General features: G+C 53.6%; 15 protein-coding genes. 10 read left to right on the forward strand and 5 right to left on the reverse strand.

Annotated features, from left to right (window positions below):
- Positions 1–641 precede the first annotated feature (641 nt).
- Positions 642–6,164, reverse strand: coding sequence for a DUF4832 domain-containing protein (locus tag ACFPQ4_RS09355; RefSeq protein WP_378111550.1), 5,523 nt, complete (start codon positions 6,162–6,164; stop codon positions 642–644).
- A 360-nt stretch (positions 6,165–6,524) separates the two neighbouring features.
- Between ACFPQ4_RS09355 and ACFPQ4_RS09360 the strand changes: the two genes are divergently transcribed.
- The 8 genes from ACFPQ4_RS09360 (at position 6,525) to ACFPQ4_RS09395 (ending at position 20,631) form a co-directional block, all read left to right on the forward strand.
- Positions 6,525–12,899 (forward strand): S-layer homology domain-containing protein, encoded by a 6,375-nt coding sequence (locus ACFPQ4_RS09360; RefSeq protein ID WP_378111551.1) that lies wholly within the window; start codon positions 6,525–6,527, stop codon positions 12,897–12,899.
- A 384-nt stretch (positions 12,900–13,283) separates the two neighbouring features.
- On the forward strand, positions 13,284–14,783 hold the full coding sequence (locus tag ACFPQ4_RS09365; protein ID WP_378111552.1) for an ABC transporter substrate-binding protein: 1,500 nt from the start codon (positions 13,284–13,286) through the stop codon (positions 14,781–14,783).
- Positions 14,770–16,479 carry a sensor histidine kinase gene (locus ACFPQ4_RS09370; protein WP_378111553.1) on the forward strand — a complete coding sequence of 570 codons (1,710 nt, stop codon included), beginning with the start codon at positions 14,770–14,772 and terminating at the stop codon, positions 16,477–16,479. The genes ACFPQ4_RS09365 and ACFPQ4_RS09370 overlap by 14 nt, the downstream gene beginning before the upstream one ends.
- Before the next feature lie 20 nt (positions 16,480–16,499).
- A complete protein-coding gene (locus ACFPQ4_RS09375) occupies positions 16,500–18,122 on the forward strand; it encodes a response regulator transcription factor (RefSeq protein ID WP_378111554.1) in 1,623 nt (540 codons plus the stop codon).
- 55 nt (positions 18,123–18,177) lie between these two features.
- A complete protein-coding gene (locus ACFPQ4_RS09380; RefSeq protein ID WP_378111555.1) occupies positions 18,178–18,519 on the forward strand; it encodes a LytTR family transcriptional regulator DNA-binding domain-containing protein in 342 nt (113 codons plus the stop codon).
- 156 nt (positions 18,520–18,675) lie between these two features.
- Positions 18,676–19,158 (forward strand): DUF2975 domain-containing protein, encoded by a 483-nt coding sequence (locus ACFPQ4_RS09385; RefSeq protein ID WP_378111556.1) that lies wholly within the window; start codon positions 18,676–18,678, stop codon positions 19,156–19,158.
- 10 nt (positions 19,159–19,168) lie between these two features.
- Positions 19,169–19,381 carry a helix-turn-helix domain-containing protein gene (locus ACFPQ4_RS09390; protein ID WP_378111557.1) on the forward strand — a complete coding sequence of 71 codons (213 nt, stop codon included), beginning with the start codon at positions 19,169–19,171 and terminating at the stop codon, positions 19,379–19,381.
- A gap of 2 nt (positions 19,382–19,383) precedes the next feature.
- On the forward strand, positions 19,384–20,631 hold the full coding sequence (locus ACFPQ4_RS09395; RefSeq protein WP_378111559.1) for a DUF4153 domain-containing protein: 1,248 nt from the start codon (positions 19,384–19,386) through the stop codon (positions 20,629–20,631).
- A 74-nt stretch (positions 20,632–20,705) separates the two neighbouring features.
- On the opposite strand, the gene ACFPQ4_RS09400 is transcribed toward ACFPQ4_RS09395, so the two are convergent.
- Positions 20,706–21,260 carry an SLOG family protein gene (locus tag ACFPQ4_RS09400; protein ID WP_378111560.1) on the reverse strand — a complete coding sequence of 185 codons (555 nt, stop codon included), beginning with the start codon at positions 21,258–21,260 and terminating at the stop codon, positions 20,706–20,708.
- A 215-nt stretch (positions 21,261–21,475) separates the two neighbouring features.
- Here ACFPQ4_RS09400 and ACFPQ4_RS09405 point away from each other — a divergent pair, with 215 nt between their 5' ends.
- On the forward strand, positions 21,476–21,619 hold the full coding sequence (locus ACFPQ4_RS09405; protein ID WP_378111561.1) for a hypothetical protein: 144 nt from the start codon (positions 21,476–21,478) through the stop codon (positions 21,617–21,619).
- Between the two features lie 126 nt (positions 21,620–21,745).
- Here the strand turns inward: ACFPQ4_RS09405 and ACFPQ4_RS09410 are convergent, their stop codons facing one another.
- Entirely contained in the window at positions 21,746–22,129 is a 384-nt protein-coding gene (locus ACFPQ4_RS09410; RefSeq protein WP_378111562.1) for a winged helix-turn-helix transcriptional regulator, read from the reverse strand.
- 145 nt (positions 22,130–22,274) lie between these two features.
- On the opposite strand from ACFPQ4_RS09410, the gene ACFPQ4_RS09415 reads away from it, so the two are divergent.
- The gene (locus ACFPQ4_RS09415) at positions 22,275–22,628 is read left to right on the forward strand and encodes a DoxX family protein (RefSeq protein ID WP_378111563.1); all 354 of its coding nucleotides are present in this window, start codon (positions 22,275–22,277) and stop codon (positions 22,626–22,628) included.
- Between the two features lie 108 nt (positions 22,629–22,736).
- Here ACFPQ4_RS09415 and ACFPQ4_RS09420 read toward each other — a convergent pair whose 3' ends face one another.
- Both ACFPQ4_RS09420 and ACFPQ4_RS09425 read right to left on the reverse strand, forming a co-directional pair.
- On the reverse strand, positions 22,737–25,055 hold the full coding sequence (locus tag ACFPQ4_RS09420; protein ID WP_378111564.1) for an MMPL family transporter: 2,319 nt from the start codon (positions 25,053–25,055) through the stop codon (positions 22,737–22,739).
- A 70-nt stretch (positions 25,056–25,125) separates the two neighbouring features.
- On the reverse strand, positions 25,126–25,731 hold the full coding sequence (locus tag ACFPQ4_RS09425; RefSeq protein WP_378111565.1) for a TetR/AcrR family transcriptional regulator: 606 nt from the start codon (positions 25,729–25,731) through the stop codon (positions 25,126–25,128).
- Positions 25,732–25,977 lie beyond the last annotated feature (246 nt).

Genomic DNA, 25,977 nt, shown 5'->3' on the forward strand with positions numbered 1-25,977 from the left:
CACTTCCGCGACTACACTCGCCACCCGCGACCTCGCTGCTCGCCACCCGCCACCACGCGCAATCACCACGCCACCCGCCATCGTCGCCTAGTTGCAGAACATACATTTAATTCGATGGGATTCTCGGATTCTGCCGCTCTAGTTGCATTCCGTACAGCTAATCGTAACTGAATCGTGGGAAATGAGCCAAAAGTCGAAAGTTAGTTGTACGAAATGCACGTAGACGACGCGAATGGGCGGACGGTGGTGAATCTAGTTGTACGTTTTGCATGATGAGGTGTGGTTACAGCCTAAGTGAGCGTGTTAAGAGGAGTTGAATTCCGAGAGTTACACCATGCCGCCAACACGATGCCACCCGCCACCGTCGCCTAGTTGTAGAACATACATTTAATCCGACGTAATCCTCGGATTCTGCCACTTTAATTGCATTCCGTACAGCTAATCGCAGCCGAATCGTGGGAAATGAGCCAAAAGTCGAAAGTTAGTTGTACGAAATGCACGTAGACGACGCGAATGGGCGGGCGGTGGTGAATCTAGTTGTACGTTTTGCATGATGGGCGGACGGCGGCGAATTTAGTTGCACGTTATGCATGTAGAGCGAGCGCGGCGGCCATGTGGCGGATGAGATGAGCGTAAACCAGTTACTGCAAAGTAATGTTGCCCAGATCAAGCCAGCCGTCGGAGCCTTGGCTCGTGTTCGCGAACAGGAGCGGAAGCGGGGTGTGCCACGGCAAGTAGGCAGGCAACTGGCCTTTAGCCCGGACGTCGGCTTCGTTGATTCGCTCGAGCGGATTAACGACGCGCATGACCAATTTGTACTGTCCCGAAGCGACGCCCGCGGCATTAACCGTCGTATCGAAATATTGCGGTTGTCCGAAGTTCACGTAAGTCGGATTACCCGGCACGTTCCATTCGGGGAATGCGCGGACTTGTTTGGGCATAATCGTCCGCAGGTCCCAATCCGTCGTCCATCTTTTGACGATTGAGCCAGAGGTGTTCTTAAGCGCGACTTCGACCGGATACATGCTCGGACCGTAGTAGAACGGCGCGACGCCGGTATTCTCGATTTGCACGCCGACCTTAAAGTTGCCGGAGACCGTATTGTTGAAGTACGCGTTCTTGGCGTAGAAGTTGTAGCCCATCTTCTGCCAGACGGCGACTTCATTAGGGTCGTTGATGTTGTAAGTGCAGTTCTGGCAAATCATCCATGTCGCGTGGGACATCTCCACGTCGGTCATCGCGTCGTCCTTGGTCGCCGATGCGGGACCGAACAGATTGCCTTGGACTTCGGGACGAACCTCGCCGCCAATGCTCGCCGTCGCCCATTTGTTCTCGGAACCGAACAGGAAGGCCTGAGTCAGTTGGGAGTCCGACTTGCCGTCCATGGACAATGGCAGCGTCATGCTGCCTACGCGGCCGAGGGCCGGATCCGTCTCGCGGTAAGCGAACGAATCGTCATGGAAGCCGATGCTGGCCAGCGTCGTCAGATGAGTACCTCCGCCCGACCGAGGGTAGCGGTTCTCCAGACGCGTCGTGTTGAAGGCGGCATCGTATGCGTCGAGAATGACGTTGGCGTTCGCGTCGGAAATCATCCAGTTTTGCGTACCGTTGCTGCCGTCGTTCGGCCAAGTGTGCCATTCGCCCCAACGTCCGACAAGGCCCATATGGATGAAGCCGATGCGCGGATCTCCGTCGTATTTGGCGCCGAAGGCGGCGATGAAGTTTTGGAAAGCCTGCATGACGGTCGGAGAATCGTAGTTGAGGATGCATCCGTTTCTAACCTGGCTCATTAGGAAGTCCGGAACGTCTTTGCTGGAGAACGATTCGCAGCTAGCAACCCGAAGCGAAAGCTGTTTGCCGTGGGAGGCGACTTCGTCAAGGGCTTTCTCTACCAGCGACCAATCGTACGTATTCATGCCGGTCATCAACTCGCCGAGACCGAAGTATTTCCATTCAAGCGAGTTGCGGATGCCGCCTGCCAGCACGGTTTTGTCGGCGTTGTCGCCCGACCAATGCCAGATGGCGAAGCCTTTGAGCGGATTTGTGATCGGGTCGGTACCTTTCGTCAGCGCATGAACGGCCAATGCGGCGTCCGGTGTATTAACGGCGTAAGGATTGATGGGCACGCCGGTCGGAACCGTTGTTGCCGAGCCTCCCGGAGGCGGGGCGTTCGTCGTGACAGAAAGGGTGGAGCTGGCAGCGGACACGTTACCGGCTGCGTCGCGCGCTTTGACGGTGTAGGTGTAAGCCGTGCTGGCGCTAAGACCGGTATCGGTATAGCTAGTGCCCGTCGGCGTGCCGACTTGCGTGCTGCCGCGGAACACGAGGTAGCCGGCTACGCCCGTGTTGTCGGTTGAGGCGGTCCACGTTAAGCTGACGGCGTTGCTCGTCTTGCTGGACACGGCGAGGCCTGCCGGAACGGAAGGCGCCTGGGTGTCGGGCGGGGTCGTCGTAACGGAAAGCACCGAGCTGGCGGCGGATATGTTGCCAGCTGCATCTCGCGCTTTAACCGTATAAGAATAAGCTGTGCCAGCCGTGAGTCCGCTGTCCGTGAAGCTCGTGCCCGTAGGCGTGCCGACCTGCGTGCCACCACGGAACACGAGGTAGCCGGTTATGCCGACGTTATCCGTTGAGGCGTTCCAAGCCAGGTCGACGGACGTGCTCGTCTTGCCCGGCGACGCGAGTCCCGTAGGCGCGGAAGGGGCTTGCGTATCCGGCGGCGCGCTAAGGGAAATGCGGTCGAAGTCCGGAGCCCAGCCGCTGGCGTTCGATACCTTGATGGTGTTCGTGCCGGCATTCAGCGATAAGGTAACGTCAAGCGAGGCAACGGTACCCCAACCGCCGCTGCTTGGGAAGTTCACGGTAACGGCCGAGCCTCCGTTCACGCTGACTTGCGCGGAACGGCTGGATTCTCCGTTCAAATAATAAAATTTGACCGTCTGGCTGCCTGAAGTAGCCGGAATGACGCCGTTCCATTGAAGCGTAGCGCCATTGCCGACATAGCCGACTTTGGAGCCGCCCGAGCAGCTGCCGCAGGAAGCCGTCGCCGCGTTGCCGCCGAGCGCGTTGCCGGTGGCTTCGGCTTCGTAGCTCGTCTGCGCGGTAGCGGCATCGGTCGTGACGGACAGTGCGGAGCTGGCGGCGGACAAGTTGCCGGCCGCATCGCGAGCCTTCACCGTGTACACGTACGCCGTGCTCGCGCTGAGTCCGGTGTCGGTGAAGCTCGTGCCGGTAGGCGTGCCGACTTGGGTACCGCCGCGGTAGACGATATAACCGGTTACGCCGACATTATCGGTCGAGGTGCTCCAAGCGAGACTGACGGAGCTACTCGTTTTGCCGGACGATGCGAGATTTCCGGGTGCGGAAGGAGGCGTCGCGTCCGATGCGGCGCTCGTCGTAACCGACAGAGCGGAGCTGGCGGCGGACAAGTTGCCGGCCGCATCGCGGGCCTTCACCGTATACACGTACGCCGTGCTCGCGCTAAGTCCGGTGTCGGTAAAGCTCGTGCCGGTAGGCGTGCCGACTTGGGCGCCGCCGCGGTAGACGATATAGCCGGTTACGCCTACGTTATCCGTTGAAGCATTCCACGACAGGCTGACGGAGCTGCTTGTCGTACCCGTCTGCGCGAGGTTTGCCGGAGCGGACGGCGCGGCGGTATCGGCACCGCCGCCTCCGCTTCCTCCGCCATCGACCGTAATGGAGTCGAGGAGCAGCACGGCGTAGGTCGTGTCGCGATGGACGAGGCGAATATACTGCGTATTCGCCAAGTTGGCGTTAAACGCGGAGAGCGGGACCGTAATGTTCGAATAGCTTCCGGTTACGTTTCCGTACAAGGAAATCGGTCCGACCGAATGGTCCGTCCCGTCGTTCAGCACGACGTTCCAATGGCTTTCCGAGTCGGAGTCGCTCCAGTCGCGCGCGCGAATAATTAAATTCGTAGCGCCGGCAAGGCTGCGATTGACGTTCTCTTGCAAATATTGCCCGTTGCCGCCGGAGTTGAGGACGATGTTGCCTACGCTTTCGGAGCCGTAATACAAGCTATCCATCGTCCAACTGAAGTCCAAGTTCAGATCATTCTTCTTATTCGCGAACGCCGTCGCGCTCGCATAGGCGTCGATCGTTACCGGCTGCGGGGCGGCCGGGGTCGCGCTCGCTTGCGGCGAGTTGCCACTCGCTCCGGCGCCGTTAACGGCGCGGACGACGTAATAGTAGGCCGTTGCGTTCGTTAGGCCGGTGTCGATATACGAAGTGCCGGTCACGCCGGATGCGATGGACGCATAACCGGAACCGCTCGTCGTCGACCGCAATATCGAATAGCTTGTTGCGCCCGTCGAGGCTGGCCACGAGAGAGAAGCTTGCGCGTTACCCGGCGTTGCCGTCAGCGATGCGGGCGCGGCCGGAACGGAAATCGCGGCCGGGGTCGCGCTTGCTTGGTTGGAGTTGCCGCTCGCTCCGACGGAGTTCACGGCTCTAACGACGTAAAAATAGGTCGTTCCGTTCGTTAAGCCCGTATCCGTAAAGCTAGTAACTGCCAAGCCCGAAGCGATTTGCGTATAGCCGGAACCGCTAGTCGTAGAGCGAAGCAAGTTATAGCTCGTCGCTCCGTCGACGGCATCCCAAGTCAATGAGGCTTGAGCGTTGCCGGGGGAGGTCTGCAAGTTCGCCGGAGCTTGAGGCGCAACGGGAGTTCCGCTAATCGTCACGGCATTGGCCAAGACGTTATAGCCTTTGGTCGCATCCCAAGTTCCCGTGTTGGCAAGACGAACGGAGTATTCCGGTCGCGAGCGCAATCCTGCGTCGGCGTCCGGGAGCCACAAAGCCAGCTTATAGTTGCCGCCTGCCATGCCTGCAGGCAAAGTAACCGTCTGGTTCGATACCGTAACGGGGCCGCTCAGCCATTGCCGGACGTCCACGCCGGTCAACTGCACGTTGTATCGCTGAGTTCCGCTATCGAAGACGAGGAATGCAGGCCTGGATTTAATAATGCCGGCATAGCCGTCGTTATTCAGATGAGCGGAGAAGGTGAAGCTGCCTCCGGGACTGGCGCTCGTCGGGAAAGTCGCGTCGACGAGTCTTAGCCGATACCCGAGCTTGCGCTTCAGACGGGTGAAGGCGGTTTCCGCGGGATCGTTGCCGGATGCCGTCAGGTTGGCGTTTTTCCAAATGTTAAGGTTAACGGCGGCGTAATCCTCGTTGATTTCGGTGAAATTGAGTTTGCTCATCTCCGACTGCACGTTGACTCCGGCGAGGTCGTTGGAGCCTGCGGAGTCGCACGTTTCGCCGCCCATCATTTTGTTGCCTCCGGTCGAAGTCGCCAGATCGTACATCCACTGTTTTTTCTCCTCGACGTAATACCAGCCCATCCAGGAGTTGTTGTCGTACGTGCCCATATCCGCGGAGTCGGATAGGAAGCAGTCGTTGTGGAAGCCGATGCGGTCTCGATTGCTCTGAGTTAGAGGTGTCGAACCGGTTGGCGTAGGAAGTTCAAGCACTTCTTTGATAAAAATCGGGTAACGGATGACGATCGGAATGGAAGCGGGGGTCGTGTTCAAAATTTGCTTGATGATGCGGTAGCGGGTGTCGGCGTCCGCTCGGTTGAAAGGATCTGTGAATTGGCTCGTATGCCATTCGCCCCAAGGACCGAGGTAACCGGCCTCGAGGTGGAGCACGACGTCCGAATAAGCCGAGATGACGGCGTTGAGTTGCGTGATGTGCCCTAATATACGGCTTTCGGGCAGCGTGGGCGATTCTGACCAAGCGTATGCCGGACGCAAGACGATTTTGAGACCGGCGGCGCGGATCGAAGCGAGTCCGGAAGCCAAGTTGTCAAGCAAGGCTTGCGGGAGCTGGTCGGTGTTTTTGTATTTGTCCAGGTGGATGTAGCTGTGAATGAGTGTATTGCCCGCTTGCTTGGCGCGCGCGAAAGTGCGGTCAAGCATGTCGGGATTGAAGCCGGCGATGCTCGTCGCGGAGCTGGCATAGTCGTTGACCGAAACGTCGTTAATGATCTCGTAACGGTTGTGGAAGCCTCTTTCGGGATTTTGAAAAACGCTTGCAAAATCGGCGGCGTAAGTGAGTGTCGCGGCGCTTGCTAGGTAGGCGGGCATCAAGCTAATGAGGATAATAGCCGCAAGCATAGAAGAGAGCCATTTCTTTGTGGACATCATCATACCTCCATGAGTGAAGTTTGTGCTTCCATGAAGATCGGATCTGGATGTCTGGCTGCCATCCCTCCTTTGCGTGCGCTTTAAGAAAATATTTGCGCAATAATACCTATTATAGTTGCTTTATGTGTGACATACAAAGCCACAAATTTAAGGTGTCCCACCACATTGATAACGTAAATACGATGGGCCATATACAAATTCGAATTCACCATGCTACAATTCGCTTGAATATTTGCGCAAATAATTTCTCGAAAGGATTGAGGGGAATTGGGGGAAAGGGGAGTCGAAGTTAAAGATACTCCTATCTATCAATTTTTATCTGAAAGCGCTTAACAAGTTAAAAATGGGAGGAATACGATGAAAAGGTTTGCGTACGATTCAAGAAAAGCATCCATGAAATTCATTCTGATATTCAGTTTATTGTCGTCGCTGTTTATGAACATGGTACCAGCGGTTTCGGCAACTCCGGCTCCGACGGGTATACCGACGTTACCTTATGCGAGTCCGGCTGTGGATGGTACGCTGACCCAGCACGACTTGACTGCTGCCCCAAGTCCTTTGGACAATCCGCTGAAAGGATTCGCGCCGTTCTATCCGTGGGAAACCGAGACTTCGTTCCCCCACAGCTTGGAATGGGTATACGTGCCGCTGAAAGATGTAATGAACGGTCCGAATTCCTTTACGTTTGATGCAGGCATAGAGCCGGCCTTGAACGCGATCGCGGCAAGAGGGAATCAGGTTGCCGTGAGAGTGTATCTGGAGTATCCGGGCAGAGAGGACGCCATTCCGCAGTTTATTCATGATAATGACGGCATCGAAATGCGCGATAACTCGGGTCAAATCGAGCCGGATTACGACAATCCTGACATGGTCACCTATCTGGAAAACTTCATCGCCGCATTCGGCGCGAAGTATGACGGCGATCCGCGGATCGGCTTCATCCACATGGGACTCGTCGGCTTGTGGGGGGAATGGCATACGTGGCCTTATGATGACGATACGGCCGACGGATTACCGAATCACATGCCGAGCGACGTGACGATAGACCGTATTTTCACCGCATACGATAACGCATTCGATTATACGAAGCTTGAGGTTCGCAATCCGAAGCTTCATAACGCGGGAAATTACGACATCGGCTATCATGACGATTCGTTCGGCTATAAGGAAGGCGATCCGCTCCAGAGCGTGACGCAACCGGAAAGCATGGGCGGAGCCTACTATTCGTTCATGACCCAGATGCTGGACGCGGGTTCGGAAAATAAATGGATGACAGAATCCGTAGGCGGCGAAGTCCGTCCGGAAATTCAGAATACCTTCTTCAGCGGCGGCCCCAATGTCGACAATGCATTGGACGATATCGAACTGACGCACGCCACGTGGATGATCAACCAGTGGGGCATCAGCAACTATAGCGCCAGCGATCCTGCCGTTGCCGCGGGCGTAAGGAAGATGGGCTACGATCTGAACGTGAAGAGCGCCTATTACAACGATGTTGCCCAAGGAGATCCTCTGAAGGTCGGAGTGACCATTCAGAACAACGGCGTCGCACCTTTCGCTTATCCGTGGAAGGTAGAGCTAGGCGTCAAGAATGCTTCGGGGACGCTCGTGAAGCAATGGGACACGTCGTGGGATATTACGAAGGTTCAGCCTGTGCAAATCAGAACGTATCCGGAGTGGAACGTTCCCGGGGATCCAAAGTATGTCCCATTCGGCGAGCCTTATTACTTCGATACGACGGTTGCCGATCCGGACTTGAACGACGGTTATTATTATTTGGTCATGAAGGTTGTCAATCCACTAGAGGCGACTAGCGCTAAAGCGAAAAAAGTAGGCTTCGCGAATGCGGATCAAGACGCGGCAGGTTGGCTCAATCTAGGTTCGGTGTTGATCGGGGATTGCGATGGGGATTGCTCCGCGCCGCCGACGTCGCCGCCGGCTCCTCCGCAACGGCTTCTCGTCGATAACTTCGACGGGTCGCCTGCGTGGGGCGCAACGAAGTTGAACGATCTGAATCAATCGATTAATGGCAGCAACTTTGGGAATGGGGATGGCGCAGGCGTCGTTGCCGATGGCGCATTGGTGCTGCAATATAAGAATAGTTCATGGATGGATATCAATATCGGCCGCAATCTATCGGAATTGAACAAGCTGGTCATTCGGGTAAAAGGAGCCGTCGGCGGCGAAGAGAGTCAGGTCAAGCTGACCATTGGCGGCGCTTCGAAGACGATCGGTCAATTCAGCGGAGATACGATAACGACAGACTACAAAGATATCGTGATCGATTTGGCCGCAGGCGGAGCGAATCTATCGGATACGATCTGGAGTCTAGCGATATCGCAAGCGAATTGGGATACGACGGGTACCATCTATATCGACGAAATCTATTTGACGGACAGGTATGAATCCGATACGGAGACGGAAACGCCGCCGGTAACCCCGCCGGCGACGGCTCCTGGGCTCATCGAAGATTTCGAGTCCTACGCGGATAACGCGGCGATCGGGCAAGCCTGGTCTGAAGCGTGGTCCGACATACCAGGCTCGGTAACGAGAACGATCGGCCAAGCAAGCGGAAGCAAAGGCTTGAAGCTTGCGGTTGCGAACGCTGCTTCGACTTGGTCGAATATTATCCATTCCATCCCTGCGGATAAGAATGATTGGTCCGCATTCGACGGCTTGAGCTTCTGGGTGAACAATACGGCGAGCGATAGCAAAGACTTCAGCTTGAACGTCGCGCTCGAAACGCCCGTATCCAAAGGCGAGTTCGGATTGAAGGAGGGCGGATCGGCGCTGACGATCGCTGACAACGGAAACTGGCACCCTGCGGCGTTCAACGGCGCTTCGCTTAATGTTCCCGCCGGATTCGAAGGAGTCGTCAGAATTGCTTGGGATCAATTCGTCCAATCCGCATGGCAGTGCGACGGCGTTCAGGCAGACTGCTCCGCGGCGTTGGATCCTAGCGAAGTGAACGGCCTTCAGTTCGGATACCCGCCGTCGGGTTACGCGAACAACGTCATCACGATAGATGACATCACCCTCTATCGGGCAGATAAATCGCTGGACGATTTCGAGTCCTATGCGGACGATGCCGCCTTGCAGAACGTCTGGAAAATCGATTGGGAATCCGGTGAGCCGTCTACGCTTCGAACGCTAGACACGGCGAACTTCTCGAACGGAAGCCAGGCGATGAAGTTCTCGGTTTCCCCTCCTCCGGGCAAGGATGCATCCGACTGGGTGAATATTAAACGTATCGCATTTACCGGATCGGACTCGGATTGGTCCTCCTTCGACGGACTGACCTTCTGGGTGAACAATGCTTCGCCAAGCAACAAAAATATGGATCTGAACGTTGCGGTCGTTACGGATGCTTCGAAAGGCGAGTTCTCCTTGAAGGCAGGCGGAACCGTGATGTTCTACAATGCCGCCGATGGCTGGAAGTCGACCGTTCTCGGCGGAGGTTCGCTATCAATCGCTGCGGGCTACGCGGGAATGGTTAGAATTCCTTTGAGCGCGATGTCCCAATCCGCATGGCAGGGCTGCGACGCCTGCGACGCTGAATTCGATGCGAGCAAGGTGCTTCAAGTTCAGTTCGGTTTCGGTCCTAAAAATCAAGCGGACAACGTCCTTACGATCGACCAGCTTGGCTTGTACGCATTGGCAGGCAGGACGGATCAGTCGGGCGGAGAACCCGAGCCCGAACCTGTCGACCACCCGAGCGCGCCTTCTTGGGCAACATTAGACGGGACGCATACATTGGCGTATCAAAGCGCACCGGTAGACAATCCGTTGAAAGGCTTCCTTCCTTTCTACGATGCATCCGAGGAAGCTTATTTTAAAACGGGCGACGACTGGAGAGACCGGCCTGCCCAGTTGCCGTACAGCATGGAGTTTTTCTATTTGCCGCTCAACAAGCTGATGAACAATATGAACGATTTCGATTGGTCCGAACTGGACAAACGGCTTGAAGCGGTCGCATCCAGAGGAAATCAGGCCGTATTCAGGGTGTATCTGGACTACCCGAATAAGCCGTCGGGAATTCCGCAATTCCTGCTGGATGAAGGGCTGGCGACTCACGGCTATACGGAGTACGACAATGGCAAGGACGCTACGAGCGTAGCTCCCGACTACAATGACGAGCGGTTAATGGCCGCTTTGGACAATTTTATCGGCGCGCTTGGATCGCGTTATGACGGCGACCCTCGGATCGGCTTCATCATGACCGGGTTAATCGGCTTCTGGGGCGAGTGGCACACGTATCCTTACGACGGGAATTTGAAATCGCCTAACCTGATGCCGACCGACGCGAACCTGAAGCGGGTTCTTACCGATATGGATAACGCGTTCAACGAAACGCAGCTCGTACTAAGATATCCGATGGACAATAGCACGCTCAAGACCAAAAACTTTGATATCGGCTATCATGACGATTCGTTCGCGTTCCAGACGCTGCCGCCAAGCTTGGGAGGGCAAGGCTGGCATTTCTGGGGTAGAGTGAATGACGCGGGAGTGAACGATTTCTGGAAGCAAAACAGCATGGGCGGAGAGATGAGACCGGAAATTCAAGTGAAGATGTGGAACAATGATCCGCCTAGATACAACGAGCCTTCGGCGCCGATCGAAGGCGCGCAAGGCGAGGATTACTACACCAGTCTTAATCTGACGCATGCATCCTGGTTGATCGCGCAGGGCATTTTCCAAACTCCGCTGGACCCTGCGGCGTTGGCAAGAGCTACGGAAGGTTCCCGCGATATGGGCTATGAATATCATGTGCCGACTGCTTACCTGGATGCAGCCGATGGCAATCTGAAGGTTGCCGCCGAGCTTGAGAACAGAGGCGTAGCGCCGTTCTACTACGATTGGAAGGTCGAGCTTGCCGCCAAATCAGGCGATGGTTTCGTGAAAATATGGGAGCCGGGCTGGGATTTGAAAGACGTTCTTCCTAACACGAACGGATTCGAGAATAATAAGCTGTTCGAATCGACCGACAATCCGGCATTGCCTAACGGAAGCTATCAAATCTTCATGCGCTACGTCAATCCGCTAGAGCAGATCAACGCAGATGCCAAGACGTTCAACTTTGCCAATACCGAGCAAGGTAGCGACGGATGGCTGAATCTAGGCAACGTAGTGGTATCGAATAGCGCTGCGCAAGCTCCGGTAAGAGTTACGGGACTAACGGCGAATACGACGCAGCAGGTTCAATTGGCTCCAGGCGCAAGCAAGCAGATCGATGTCGCCGTAGCGCCGGCGAATGCGAGCAATAGTAGAGTCGTGTGGTCTTCGGCGAACAATAAAGTCGCCTACGTATCTGCCGCTGGCTTGGTCACGGCAGTTGGCGTCGGCCAAACCATCATTAAGGCTAGCACCTCCGACGGCCATATAGAGAAGGCATTCACAATAACCGTATCGACCTCCGATTCCGGTTCGACGCCGTCATCACCATCAACGCCGACCACAACGCCGAACGAGCAGTCGAAGGACGGCGTTAAGCTAAGCAAAGACGGTGTGAATTCCGTTCAAGGCACTAACGCGAACGGCGTTAAAGAAACGGTCGCGACCGTAGATTCGAATAAACTCAAGGATGCTTTCGACTCTCTCCAAAGCAGTGCGGTCGAAGTTAAATCGGTTACGGTCGAAGTGGACAGTGACGGAGGAAACGTAAAGGTAAATCTTCCTTCCTCCGCATTCGTGGACGTAGCGAAAGACATGCCGGAAGCGATCGTGATCGTCAAAACCGATTTTGGGGACTATCAAGTTCCCGTTAAGGCGTTAGGCTTGCAAGCTTTAGCGCTAGAACTTGGCGTGAAAGTTGAAGAAATGACCCTAAGCATAGAGATCGACAGAGTAACGGGAGCAGCGGCAGACCAAATCTCTACGCAGGCAAGTAACAATGGGCTTACCTTGCTTTCCTCCACCTTGGATTACAGGATCACCGCGAACGCCAAAGGAAAAACGGTTGAAGTCGACGGCTTCGGCAACACGTACGTTGCAAGATCGATCATCCTCCCGGGTTCCATTGATCCGACTAAGGCTACTGCCGTCGTATATGACCCGGTTACGGGGACATTCAGCTTCGTACCGGCAACATTCGCAAGCAGCAACGGAAATACGGAAGTCGTAATCAAACGGAACGGGAATAGTATTTACACGGTAGTATCGGGCAGCAAATCTTTCGCCGACCTTAACGGTCACTGGGCAAGGCCGGATATCGAATTGTTGGCCTCCAAGCGGATCATACAAGGTGTGACTGCCGACAGCTTCGAGCCGAATCAATCGATTACGCGCGCGGAGTTCGTAGCTTTACTCGTTCGTTCGCTCGGACTGAGTTCTCCTAGTAAGCCGACTACCTTCAGCGATGTCGCTCAAGGAGACTGGTATGCGGATGCCATTGGCCAAGCGGTCGATGCGGACATCGTGAAAGGTTATTCGGACGGTACGTTCAGACCGAACGAACGAATTACCCGCGAACAAATGGCAGTCCTATTATCCGGAGCTCTGAAATACGTGAACAAATCCGTGCAAGTGGGCGACACGCAAGAGGCCATTCTTGGTAAATACGCGGATAACGGTTCCATTGGAGCTTGGGCGAAGCATTCGCTGGCCGAATTGCTCGCCGCGCAAATTATGAAGGGAACATCGGCGACGACGATCGACCCCGCAGCCCATGCGACGCGGGCGGAAGCGGCCGTCTTGATCAAGCGGTTCATGCAGTACGTGCAATTTATTAATTGATTGGCAGGGGCTTGGCGATATTCGCCAAGTCCCTTTTGGCGCTTATGCAAGACTGTCGGCTAGTTGCATTACGTACATCTAATCCGATGGACTCTTCGATTACGCGCGCACTTGTTGCATGGCGTACAGTTAAAAGTAGCCGCAAGCAGGCAATTAGGCAAAAAGTCGAAAGTTAGTTGTACTAAATGCACGAAGACGGCGTTATTGGGGGACAACGGCGAATCTAATTGCACATTCTGCATGAAAGTTCGTGGGAGAGGGTACGGAGGCTTTCGCGCAACCTTAAATATCGGGCATCGATTCTTGAATTGCGGGTCTATTCGATTGCGGCAAGATCATGTAACCTGAATTTAGTGCTTTTTCTACAATGGGGGTTCTGCATTCATGCTCAAAGGTACGTTACGGGTCTTCGCCTTGCTTGTCTTGGTCGGCGTTCTGACGAGCGCTTGCCGCGGTAACGAAGAGAATGCGCCATCCTCCTCCGGGAACGGTACGGACAAGTTCGTTACGCTGAGAATGATTATGCCCGGCGACGAATCGGCGCGCATGAGGGAATTCGTAGATAATGAACTGAATGCCAGACTGAGGCAGGATTTGAATATGGAGCTCGATCTTACGTATATCCCATGGGCCAATTATCAGCAAAAGCTTGAGCTCGCGCTCTCCACGGGCGAACGATACGACTTATTCTGGTACGGCACTCCGTTCGTCTCCGGCTACATGTCCAAAGGTTACATACAGCCACTCGACGAATTACTTGCCATATACGGTTCAGATTTGATCTCGAACATTCCCGCCGACAACTTCAAGCTTGACCAAATCAACGGCAAGCAATGGGCGATTCCGTCTCAGGCGTTTACTTCCGCGGGCAAGTTTACGTCGGTGCTCGTCCGTCAGGATTTGCTGGAATCGGTCGGCATGACGGAAATCAAGACGATCGCGGATCTTGAAGCTTTTTACGAGAAAATGCATGCGAGAGAACCCGGTTATTACGGCTACCTGGAGACGGACCGCGGCCAGGACATCCTATGGCGGGAAATTTCCGATCGCAACTATTCCATGCTCGACGAGCAGCAATTGTTCGCGGTAGACGAAGATACGGGGGAGCTCATTAATTACGTCGAGTCGGATTTATACAAAAAGTCCGTTCAGCTCCGCGAATCCTGGGTAGCCAAAGGCATCATCGATATGGACCTCGTCGGCAATCCGGCGGCCAAGATCGACCAAGAGAACGCGGGCAAGCTACTGTTCCGCGTCGGCGCGGTTTCGCGGGCAATGGAAAATTTGCAAACGGCGCAAAAAGCCGATCCGAACGCCAGGCTTCGCGAATATTACCTGTCTCCGGACAAACCGAAATACATTATCGCGCCGAGCAATGAAGCCTATATGATCCCCGCCTCGGCCGAAAATCCGGAACGCGCCATGAAGTTCATGAACTGGATTTTGAAGAGCAAAGAGAATTATATGTTCATCATCTATGGCGTGGAAGGCAAAGATTACGAGCTGGACGACGGCAAAATCAGGCTGCTTACGAACGATCAGCTCATGTACGAGTGGATGTGGAGAAACAAAAACTACTTTACCGCACCTACGATCGTAGACGATAAAGTGGTCGACGATATGCTTAATAACGACGATAACGCGAAAATTTCCAAGCTTTTCGGGTTTCATTTTAACGAGGAACCCGTCAAGAACGAACTGGCCAAAGTATTGACCGTCTACAAAGAAAAGTTCGAACCGATCAACTTTGGACTAGTCGGCTATGACGAAGGGTACGCGGATGCGATTCAAGCCCTTAAAAAAGCAGGTTTCGACAAAGTGTTCGAAGAAGCTCGCAGCCAGTTCGAGACATTCCGGGAGCAGATGAACGATGCGCATGAATAATTTCGGCATATTCACGAAGGTCATATCGACGCTGTTTATATTGCTTACTCCGATTCTGATTTTGTATGCGATATCCAATCGTACGAGCGTAAACTTACTGACCGACGAGATTATGAAGGTCAAGCAAAACCAGATCGAGACGTTCGCGAGCCAGCTGGATCATACGTTGCTTCAGTTGGATACGTATCAAAAAATGCTTTACGAGAGCACGGACGTCCGCAATTTGGCGTATCCGGATCTACTTGGCGATATTTTGCAAAAGTACAGAACCGTTCGTACCGTCTCGGAAGAAATCAATCGCCTTGCGGGGTACGGGGATTGGAAGGCCGTCATCGCCGTTACTTATCCGAAGGCGGACAACGTGATCAAAAGTAATTCGAGTTTGAACGCCTTGCCGTCCAAGCTTCCCGACGAGGATATGCTATGGCAGTATTTCGAGGATCCGGCCGGGTCGTACTTTATGGAAGTGTTATCGTACCCGCGCAGTTCCGGTTCTCAGGCGGAGGCCGACATGCGGGTCATCGTGAAGATGGACGTGGCCGAAATCAATAGCGCGTTGTCCGATTTCAAGACGAACGGGTCGGGCGATCCGTTTCTGTACCAGCCGGGCAGCGCGCCGATCTACAATTACTCTTCCGACCGAGCGCTAATAGACGAGTTGTTAACCGGATTTAATCCGGATTCGTCTTCGAGCGATGGTTATTTTCTTAACAAGGCCGGAGAATCCAGCTATCAGCTCCATTATAAAAAGGTAGATTCGCTCGGTTGGTACGTCGTCGATTACGTTCCGATTACGCAAATTATGGCGCCGATCAAACGCAATCAAACGATGTTTTACGCGATCAGCTCGATGATGCTGTTCATGGCGATCGTGCTTGCTTTCGTCTTATACCGCAACGTGCAAATCCCGTTCCGCAAATTAATGCAAAGCATGAATCTGATCGAGAAAGGCATCTACTCAAGCCGGATGAAAGACAAGCCGAAAGGCGAATTCCGGTTCCTGTACGACCGCTTTAACTCGATGGCTTCCAAGATCGAGGCATTGATCGAAGACGTATTCAAGGAGCAGCTGAGCTCCAAGGAAGCGACGCTTAAGCAGCTTCAATCGCAAATTAATCCCCACTTCCTCTACAATACGCTTGCTTATATTAAGAGCATGATCGAGCTGGGCGAGAATGAAGCGGCGATCGCGATGACGATGAACTTAAGCAAATATTACCGCTACACGACGAAGACCGGGAGAAAGCTGGCTACGCTCGAGGAAGAGCTGGAGATGGTAGCCCATTATTTGCAAATCAATTATTCGCTGATGGACGGCTTCGAGTTCGAGATCGAAGTCGAGCCCTCCATGCTGCAAATGGAAGTTCCGCGCTTGATCGTACAGCCGCTCGTGGAAAACGTGATCCTGCATGGGTTCAAAAATCAAAGCGGGTTTGGGATGATTCGCATCAAAGGAACAAGGGACGGCGAATTCGCGCGGTTGACGGTCGAAGATAGCGGCATCGGGATCGAAACGCCGGCACTGGACGCCATGAACGTGCGCATACGGACGGCGAACAACGAGGATATCGAATCCGGCATGCAAAACGTGCATCAACGGATGAAGCTGTTGTACGGCGACGGCTCGGGACTGATCCTTCGGGGGTCGTCGCTCGGCGGAGTGTGCGCGGAGCTTTCTTGGAAATGCGGGGAGTAGAATAGAGGCGGAAGGAGTGGATGGCCTTGTACGAAATTTTGCTCGTGGACGATCACACCCATTTGGTAGACAGTATGGCGATCGCGCTCCCGTGGGAACGAATGGGCATTACCACGGTGCACAAAGCTTACTCCGGCGAGGAAGCGCTGGAGCTGCTCGCCTATCATTCCATCGACATCATCGTAACCGACATTCAAATGAACGGAATGAGCGGTCTAGAGCTCATCTCCAACGTCAACGAGAAGCGCCGCAACATTAAAACCGTCATTCTTACCGGTCACGACGAATTTCAATACGCAAAGGAAGCTCTTCAGCATCGCGTCTCGAGCTATTTGCTCAAACCGGTACCCAATGATGAGCTAGAGCTTACGATACGCGAGCTGATTGCCGAGATCGAACAAGAGGGCAAACAGCTCGTCGATCAGCAGAAAATCGCCGGTCTGTTCCGCGAGAGCTTGCCGAAGCTTCGCGAATCGCTGCTTTTGGACTTGCTAGAGGGACAAAAGCTGCCGGCATCTTCTTTGAAGGAAAAGATGGGACTGTACAATTTGAACTTCGACTTGGAGCAATCCGCTACCTTGCTCTGCATCCGAGTCGAAGAGAACAATTCGGATACCGATTTGTATAGCTTCTCTTTGCTGGAATACGCCCTGTGCAATATTACGGAAGAGGTATTTTCCAGGCACCATCGCGTGTGGCAATGCAAAGATCCGTACGATTACTTGATCATGCTCGTTCAACCGCTGGAAGGCGCAACCGGGAGCGAGTCGGAAGCAAGCGCTATGCTCGAAGATTTGGCGAGACAAGTGCAGCATCAGATTAAGCTGTATTTGAAAATGAAAGTGTCGGTCGTCGTCAGCCATAGCGGCAACATTCCGCGCGATTTGGCTACGATGTACCGTGCGGCGTTGTCGACGTATTCGGATTTCATCGGCTACCAGACGGAAAGCTTCCTGAACGTCGTCCAAGTTCAGACGATGATCGAGCTGCGTCCGCTGTCCTCTCTGTACGCCACGCCGACGCTTATGCAGCTGATCGAGGTCGAGCAGTGGGGCGCTTTGGAGAAGAAGCTTGCGATGATCTTCGATGAGCTCGACGGTCAAGCCAGCAACACGAACGAATACGGCTTCGAAATTTACACGGCCTTGCTCCAGGCGTTCACTTATTACGTTCATAAAAAAGGGAAACGGTTTTTCGAGGTGTTCGGCAGAGACATCGACATGATGCTGAAAGCGGATGCCAGCTGGAGCGCGGGGCCGCTGCGCGAGTGGGCGTTCGTCAGCTTCCATTTGCTCAAGGCTTATAGCGGCAATCGGTCCGATAGTCTGCGATCGGAACTGATGGACCGGGTCTATCGCTATGTGGAGGAACGGTTAAGCGAAGTGACGTTACAATCGGTGGCCGATCATGTTCACTTGCATCCGGTATACGTATCCAACTTGTTCAAGCAGGGAAGCGGGGAGAACTTCTCGGCCTACGTGCTGCGGCTGCGCATGGACAAAGCCGTGCAGCTCCTCAAGAACAAAGAGATGAAAGTGAGTCAAATTGCGTTAGAGGTCGGGTATCAGAAGCCTCAATATTTTATCAAGCTATTCAAAAACCATTTCGGCATGACCCCCGACGCTTGGAAGGCTCGCTTGTGAGATGACGGGGGAAACGGTATATTAACCAGTAACTAATGCTGGGGAAGTGATCAACATGGACAAAGATTACAACATTCCGGTCCTGTCGGTGAAGGATGGCAAACCTACGATCATTAAATATTCCGAAGTGATATCCAATGAGGAAATTAAAGTGGATGGGGCATCAACGCTCTGTTATGTCACCAAAAAGGGAAAATACACGCCCATCAATAAAATCAAAGACGCCGCCGAATTATTTAAAGCTCAGTTTGTGTTGGTGAATAAAGATATCCTCGTGAATATGGCGACCGTAACCCGGTTTGACGAACGCCGCAGTGAAATCATATTTGAAGACGGTAGTCGCGAATCCGTAGACGCAGATAAAATTAACGAGGTCAAAAGACACCTGAACCCATGATCGGCGAGTATAGCAAGAGCATTTCTCCGCGATGAGGAATGCTCTTTTTTCTGTGCAAAACAATCGAAATTGATCATTAAACGATCTAAATTTATTGCGAAACGATAAATGGTGTGATAAATTCAACTTAACGATAACTTAGTGAGGTGTTTGTTCGTGGAACGAGGAACAACGTTATTTTTACGGGTAGCTGTTTTTCTTATCGGAACCCCGGTTCTCGCAATGTGCATATTCGCGGTGCCGGAGATCGCTGATTATATGGTGGATTTGTATCCGGATCATACGTATCTCAAATATCTCGTTTTTCTCCTCCTGTACGCAGGGGCGATCCCTTTTTACTTTGCGCTGTACCAGGCTTTCAAGCTGTTAGGCTATATCGATAAGAACGAAGCGTTCTCGGAGCGATCCGTACGGGCGTTAAAGAACATCACCGCCTGCGCAATCTCCATCAGTAGTTTGTTTGCGCTAGGCATGCCGCTCTTCTATCTCATGGGGGAGAAAGACGATTCCCCCGGGGTCATCGTAATCGGAATGGTCATTGTTTTCGCCTCCATGGTCATTGCCGTCTTTGCCGCCGTGCTCCAGAAGCTCTTACAACAGGCCATCGATATAAAATCCGAAAACGACTTGACGGTCTGAGGTGAGTGACATGGCGATAATAATCCACATTGACGTGATGCTGGCCAGACGGAAAATGAGCGTTACGGAGCTTACGGAGAGAGTCGGAATAACGATGGCTAACCTGTCCATTTTGAAGAACGGAAAGGCAAAAGCGATTCGATTATCGACTTTAGAGGCGATTTGCAAGGCGCTCGATTGTCAGCCCGGAGATATTTTAGAATACAGAAGCGACGAGGGATAACGATGGACGCTAACAATCCGATTATCGAGAATAGGGCTAATCCCCATGAGCTGGAGAGAATGTTCAGGCAAGAACCCGAAGCTTTTACGAAGTCTTTCCGGGCTGCCTGGGAACAACACCCCGATTCGCAAATTCTGGCCGTGTGGTATGAGAGATTGAATTTTAGTGAAAAGACCAATACCGAGACGGCTTCGGTCATTCCGAAGGACTTCTTTATAATGGGGATTTTAGCTATTCTAGCCGGGATCTGCACAAGAATCCTGTTTCATTTCGTCGATACGGAAGCCATTGCCCCTGTTAACCTTGCTTTCGGCGTGCTTCCGTTTATTGCCGCCTATTTCGTCTACAAGAATACTTCGAGCAAGCAGGTTGTTTACACGCTGGCAGCGGTATTCCTGATCTCCGGAGTTTATCTTAACGTGTTGCCGTTAAAACAAGAAGACAGCATTATGCTGGCTTACCTGCACCTTCCCGTTCTCTTATGGGTATCAGTAGGGCTTGCTTATACAGGAAATGAATACGGCAAGGGCGGCGCAAGGTTGGCTTATCTAAAATTAAACGGGGAATACGGGATACTTTACGCCATCATGGCCATCAGCGGAATGCTGCTATTCGGATTAACAATGAAGTTATTCGGATTCGCCGACATGGACGTAACGGAATTTTATTTTAAAAACGTCGTCGTATTCGGCGCGGCCGCGCTCGCTATCGTTGCTGCATACCTGGTATCGAGTAACCTTAAATTAGCCAAAAACATTGCGCCGTATATAGCCCGCATTTTCAGTCCTATTGTGTTGGCGACCTTGGTGGTTTATCTAATAACGCTTATCGGGGGCGAGAAAAATCCGTTCTTGGACCGCGACTTCCTCCTGTCCTTTAACGGAATACTCCTAGTCGTGTTGGTCGTCACCATATTCTCCATTACAGAGAGCGGCAAGGACGAGAAGAAGAAAGCTTCTGACTATATCAACTTCGCCCTAATCGTCCTTGCTCTTGTCATCGACAGCGTCGCTTTGTCGGCTATCGTGTTCAGGCTTTCCTCTTATGGGATTTCGCCTAACAGAGTTGCCGTGCTTGGCGCGAACATCCTGATCTGGGCGAACCTAATCTGGATTATGCTCGCCTATACGCGGTTTCTGCGAAACCGAACCGGACCGATCGCGATCCAGGATGCCGTTACCAAGTATTTGCCGGTTTACGGGCTTTGGGCCGCTTTCGTTACCTTTGCTTTTCCTTTGCTATTTAATTAACGCTATCCCTTTGCCGGGGCGAAATGGACGTACACAGGAAAAGACGGTTCCCTTAATTAGAGGGAGCCGTCTTTTTAATGCCAATCTCGCCCGGATTCGTCAGCCATCAGCTGCACGTCTTCCGCCGTAATCGTGTAGATCGGGTAGCCGTCCGCCTGCTGCCGCTCCAGCGCGCGTCGCTTCATATGCTTCGGGCTCGCTTCGCCCGCATCCTCGTCGTAGAAGAGGAGCATCCCGTCCGATTTGCGAAGCAGCAGATCGTCGCGCGCGCGAAGCTGCCAAGCGCCGGTGTACGGCTGATTGCTCACCGTGCCGTAATAATCGACAGCCTTGGCTATATCACGAAAATACGTCTGCTTCTCCTCGCTCCATTTTTCCTCCGGGCTGCTGTAGGCTGCCAATATTGACGTTTTGAGCTGAGGATATCGCTGCTTCATCTCGTTCGCCACTTCGCACGCCCACAGATCGAAGCCGTATTGCCCGGCCGTAAGTACCCATTCCAAGCCTTCCTCGGCGAGAGGCGCCAGTCTAGCTTCTATCGCTTGCTTAATATAAGGGATGCCTTTGTGCTTCTGGTTGAAAATGTTCAGTTCATTCGCGCGGTATCCAACGATCAGCAGATTTTTCATACTTGCCTCCTGGGTACGGGTCGCAATCAGCGTAGTATCAAACGGGCGCGATGTCAACGAATGGAGAGACAATATCGTGGGGACATTGATTTATACCAGTTACCCACAGGGTTATACACATATTAACCCCTCGATATTAGTGGGTAGTTGTACTTCTACCACGCATCGTCCACATATCCACAGCGACCTTTATTCACAATGACAAGTTATCCCCCGTGGATAACTTGTTTTGGCAAGAGATCGGCGCGCAACGCGGCGACGCGAATTATGAAGTCGTCGATATTGCCGATTATGGGTTGCCGTTCTACGGTACGACCGACGGCAAGGAGCCTGGAATCGCGGCATTCTTGGCGAGTTGAAAGTGGCGGACGTACGGGCGAATCCAGCCCTTAACGTGTTCTCCGACTTTGAAAACCGCGTCACGTTTAAGCCTCAACCTATGCATCAGAATACGGTTAAACCGTGAGTTTGGGGGCGGTCTCTTTTTAATCAAATTCGGCTTGCTCGTCGACTGGGACAAGAAAAGCTCCTTCGGAGGAATTTTTGCCGTATAACTCGTCCAAATGCGCGACATGAGCCGCTCCCCAATCGCTCATAGCCTGGAGAATCGGCGTCATTCCCTTACCGTATTCCGTAATGGAATATTCCACTTTTGGAGGGACTTGGGGATAAACTTCGCGATGTACGATATCGTGATACTCTAACTCTCTTAGTTGTTGGGTGAGCATTTTTTTGGTGATATCCGGTATCGATTTCTGAAGCTCGCTGAATCTCATCGTGCCGTTGGCTAAAAGGCGAAGCAGAATGACGGGCTTCCATTTGCCGACAAGAATGTCTAACGCCGTTTCGAATTTGCAGTAGGTGGACATCGTACGAACTCCTTTCCCGACTTAAGGTATCTTTTTGTATACTATGTTTATTTTAAGTGACTACTTCATATAAGGTAGACTATCGCTTATTATACACCTACGGTGAACGGATACAGAATAACGAGCGATAGGGAGCTGGCGCATCATGAATGTCGCGTTATGGATCGTGCAAGGGTTATTAGCGCTCCTATTTATTTACTCGGGCTGGTTGAAGGGGATTCAAGTCGACAAAGCGCAAGTCGCCTGGGGATGGGTGGACGATGTTCCGAGAGGGCTGGTCGGCTTCATCGGGGTGATGGAACTGATCGGAGCAATCGGTCTGATCGTGCCGGAAGCGACGGGCATCGCGCCCGCGATGACGCCGGCGGCCGCGATCGGGCTAGCTGTAATCGTGCTGCTCGGAGCCTTATTTCATGTAAAGCGCAAAGAGTATAAGGAAATCGGCGTGAATGTCGTATTTTTGGCGTTAGCCGTATTCGTCGCGATCGGTCGGTTGTGAGCGAAAGGCATAGCCGATAGGCTGCCGCTTCAACATTCGAAAAATTCCCGGCGAGCGAGGCTCGCCGGGAATTTTTATTTGCGGCATTTATATTACGCCTTGCGAATTTTAGGCGGACTGCTTGCGCTTTCCCGCGCTCTCCTGCGCTTTCAGCTCGGCGAGCAGCTTGTCCCCTTCGACATCGAGGTTCGGCAGCATGCGGTCCAGCCATTTCGGCAGCCACCACGCCTTATCGCCGAAGATCGCCATGATCGCCGGAACGAGCGTCATCCGGACGATGAACGAGTCGATCAGGATGCCTATGGCAAGCGCGAAGCCAATTTGCTTGATCATAACGTCATGGCCGAAGATGAACCCGGCGAAGACGGATACCATGATGATCGCGGCGGCAACGACGACAAGGCTGGATTGCTTGTAGCCGTCGACGACGCTACTCGTTCCCCGATGGCCGTGCACGTACGATTCGCGCATCGAGCTGACGAGGAACACTTGGTAGTCCATTGCCAATCCGTAGAGGATGCCGGTTACGAGAATCGGCATGAAGCTAAGCAGCGGTCCTCCCGTATCGAAACCGAACAGCGAATGGAGCCATCCCCATTGGAACACGGCCGTCGTGAGACCGAACGTGGCGAGCACGCTGAGCAGGAAGCCTACCGTCGCTTTGATCGGAACGATGATGGAACGGAACACGAGCAATAAGATGATGATAGACAGAAGGACGATGACGCCGACGTAGATCGGGAACGCTTCGGCGAGCTTCGCCGACATATCGATGTTGATCGCCGTAAAGCCGGTTACGCCAAGCGTAACGCCGTATTTCTGCGCGAAGACCGAATCGGGATCGCGCAACGCTTTGACCAGGTCCTGGGTTTCCTTATCGGTCGGGCCCGATTGGGGAATGAGGTTCAAGATGGCCATGTTGCCGGTCTCGTTAACGCCCATCGGCGTCACCAACGAGACGTCTTTCATCTGCTGGATCTCTTGGACGATACCGCCCAACGTCTCCGGCGTTACCTTGCCGGAGGAATCCTTCGGCTCGGCGACGAGCAGCAGAGGACCGTTGAAGCCTTCTCCGAAGCCAACGGCGATCGCGTCGTAGCTTTGCCGCGTCGTCATGTCCAAGTTAGCCGTCGCGCCGGAAGGAATGCCGAGCTCCATCTTCAAGACGGGAATAGCCGCGACGCCTAGGAGCACGATCACGCCGAGGATGATCGCCCAGCGGCCTTTGACAACGCCGTTCACCCATTTAGACGACACTTTGTGATGCTGCACGGAAGTGTGCGATTTGCTCTTCTCGCGTAATTTCTTAGAGCAGATGCGCTCGCCGACCAAGCCGAGCAACGCCGGCAGCAATGTAAGCGCGACGAGCACGCTGACGAAGACGGTCGCGGCGGCGACGAGCGCCATCGTGGACAGGAACTCGATGCCGATCACGAGCATGCCGCTCAGGGCGATGATGACCGTCAAGCCCGCGAAGAACACGGCGCTGCCGGCCGTGCCGACCGCCCGGCTCGTTGCTTCGCGCGCGCTTAGCCCTTGGTCGAGAATGATCCGACGCTGCCGGTTAATGATAAACAGGGAGTAGTCGATGCCGACGGCTAGCCCGATCATGAGCGCCAATACCGGCGTAACGCTAGTCATCGTGATGAATTTCGAGAACCCGTAGGCGCCCACGACGCCAACGGCTACGCCGACGATCGCGATGAGAAGCGGAAGACCGGCGGAGACGACGGAACCAAGCGTAATGAACAGCACTACCGCGGCTACGACGATACCGATCGCTTCCGTCGCGCCGGAAGCCGGAGTCGCCGTCAGCGTATCGCCGGGAAGCGCCGAGATGCCGGTGCCGGCTTCGGCTCCTTTGACGGCATCGATGACGGCTGTTTTGACGTCGTCCGGTACGGACGTCTGCTGTACGGTGAATTGGAATTGGAACAACGCCACGCTGCCGTCGGTTGCGATAAGGACGCCAGGTACCGGAACACCGTCGATAATAAGCGGGCCGTATGGCGGCTGTTCGGCCGAAGTCGTCGCGGCTTGCTTCGCGTCGGCGCCTTGGGCATCTCCCGAAGCTGCTGCAGCCGCTTGGTCAGCATAGTCGGCTGGATTAAGGACCAAGTCGAGCGTATACACTTTGTTTACGGCATTGCTGATCGCCGTCAGACGCTCTGGCGTATCCAAACGATCGCCAGCCGGGGCGGTGAACACGACGCTTCCTTGTCCGCCGGACGCTGCCGGAAGTTCTTTCGCCAGCTTGTCGAGCACTTTCTGTGATTCCGTGCCCGCGATTCTCATCTCGGAGCTCGTGTGAATGCCGTTAACACCGAGTATAGTCACGAAGATGCCAAGGATGACGACCCAGCTGGCGATGAAGCGCCAAGGGTTGTTGAAGGCTGTTTTGCCGATGCGATACAAAAATTTAGACATGTCGTAGATGTCTCCTCTCTATCCTCTAACGCTTTCTCTCTGTGTGTTCTTTGTCGTGACAATCCGATCACTAGAAGCCGTTGCGCAAGTAGCCGAACACTTGGTCCATGTACTCGTCGAGCGTGATGGCGCCCGTTGCTTCTTCCTCCGGCTGCCCTGGAAAGCGCACGTTCATGCTGCCGTCGAACATCGGCATGATGGCACCGGTCAATGCGCTCGTGAGTAGGCGGTTATATTCCGCAGAGTAACGATCATGGTACAAGCGGTTCAAAACAGCCTGCGCGCCCGCTTGCTGCTTGTAATGCACGATCAGTATATAGGGAAGGAGCGTCGGATTAGATTTGGCCAGCGATATGAGCTTGTGAATCTTGCGGAAGTATTCCGCCGTAAGCCGCAGCTTCATGAATTGGTGCAGCGTATCCAGCGGCGTGGAGGTTGCGGGCGTATGCTTCAGCAAATCGATCGCTTCTTCGACGCCGTGGAACGGTTCGGCAACCATCGCCACCGCTTCTTCCTTACAGGAATAGTAGTTGGCGAACGTCCTTCTGGAGTAACCGGCGCGCTGCACGACGTCTTCGACGACGAAGCCGTTCAAGCCATGCTCCAGCGCCAGCTCGAACGCGGCTTCAGCCAACGCATGGGCGGTTGCTCCCTTTTTCATATCGCGCAAATTCATGGGTAAGTGTTCACCTCGCTTCCGAAAATGATCCTATCTAGATTATTGCCCATTGGGCAATAATGCACAATGGGCAAGTTGTTACGGTTTTGTGGCGGTTGTAAAGTTAGATTGGAGCCTGCACCTGAAAAATTCGGACTCTGCCTAAAAAATAAGGATCGGATCAGAAACGGTAATTGGTTTAAAATAGGAATCAGGTTATTCTATATCTTGCACGCGCAAGCCCTGGCCTGCCGATCGAGGGAT

Origin of the sequence: Cohnella yongneupensis (assembly GCF_042655785.1) — a bacterium.
GTDB classification, from domain to species: Bacteria; Bacillota; Bacilli; order Paenibacillales; family Paenibacillaceae; genus Cohnella; species Cohnella yongneupensis.

Excerpts from the sequence above, each read along its gene's own strand:
- ACFPQ4_RS09375 (WP_378111554.1), top strand. The coding sequence starts at position 16,500 with ATGGCCTTGTACGAAATTTTGCTCGTGGACGATCACACCCATTTGGTA.
- ACFPQ4_RS09365 (WP_378111552.1), top strand. The coding sequence starts at position 13,284 with ATGCTCAAAGGTACGTTACGGGTCTTCGCCTTGCTTGTCTTGGTCGGC.
- ACFPQ4_RS09425 (WP_378111565.1), bottom strand. The coding sequence starts at position 25,731 with ATGAATTTGCGCGATATGAAAAAGGGAGCAACCGCCCATGCGTTGGCT.
- ACFPQ4_RS09395 (WP_378111559.1), top strand. The coding sequence starts at position 19,384 with ATGGACGCTAACAATCCGATTATCGAGAATAGGGCTAATCCCCATGAG.
- ACFPQ4_RS09415 (WP_378111563.1), top strand. The coding sequence starts at position 22,275 with ATGAATGTCGCGTTATGGATCGTGCAAGGGTTATTAGCGCTCCTATTT.
- ACFPQ4_RS09400 (WP_378111560.1), bottom strand. The coding sequence starts at position 21,260 with ATGAAAAATCTGCTGATCGTTGGATACCGCGCGAATGAACTGAACATT.
- ACFPQ4_RS09360 (WP_378111551.1), top strand. The coding sequence starts at position 6,525 with ATGAAAAGGTTTGCGTACGATTCAAGAAAAGCATCCATGAAATTCATT.
- ACFPQ4_RS09355 (WP_378111550.1), bottom strand. The coding sequence starts at position 6,164 with ATGTCCACAAAGAAATGGCTCTCTTCTATGCTTGCGGCTATTATCCTC.
- ACFPQ4_RS09370 (WP_378111553.1), top strand. The coding sequence starts at position 14,770 with ATGCGCATGAATAATTTCGGCATATTCACGAAGGTCATATCGACGCTG.
- ACFPQ4_RS09380 (WP_378111555.1), top strand. The coding sequence starts at position 18,178 with ATGGACAAAGATTACAACATTCCGGTCCTGTCGGTGAAGGATGGCAAA.
- ACFPQ4_RS09420 (WP_378111564.1), bottom strand. The coding sequence starts at position 25,055 with ATGTCTAAATTTTTGTATCGCATCGGCAAAACAGCCTTCAACAACCCT.
- ACFPQ4_RS09390 (WP_378111557.1), top strand. The coding sequence starts at position 19,169 with ATGGCGATAATAATCCACATTGACGTGATGCTGGCCAGACGGAAAATG.
- ACFPQ4_RS09410 (WP_378111562.1), bottom strand. The coding sequence starts at position 22,129 with ATGTCCACCTACTGCAAATTCGAAACGGCGTTAGACATTCTTGTCGGC.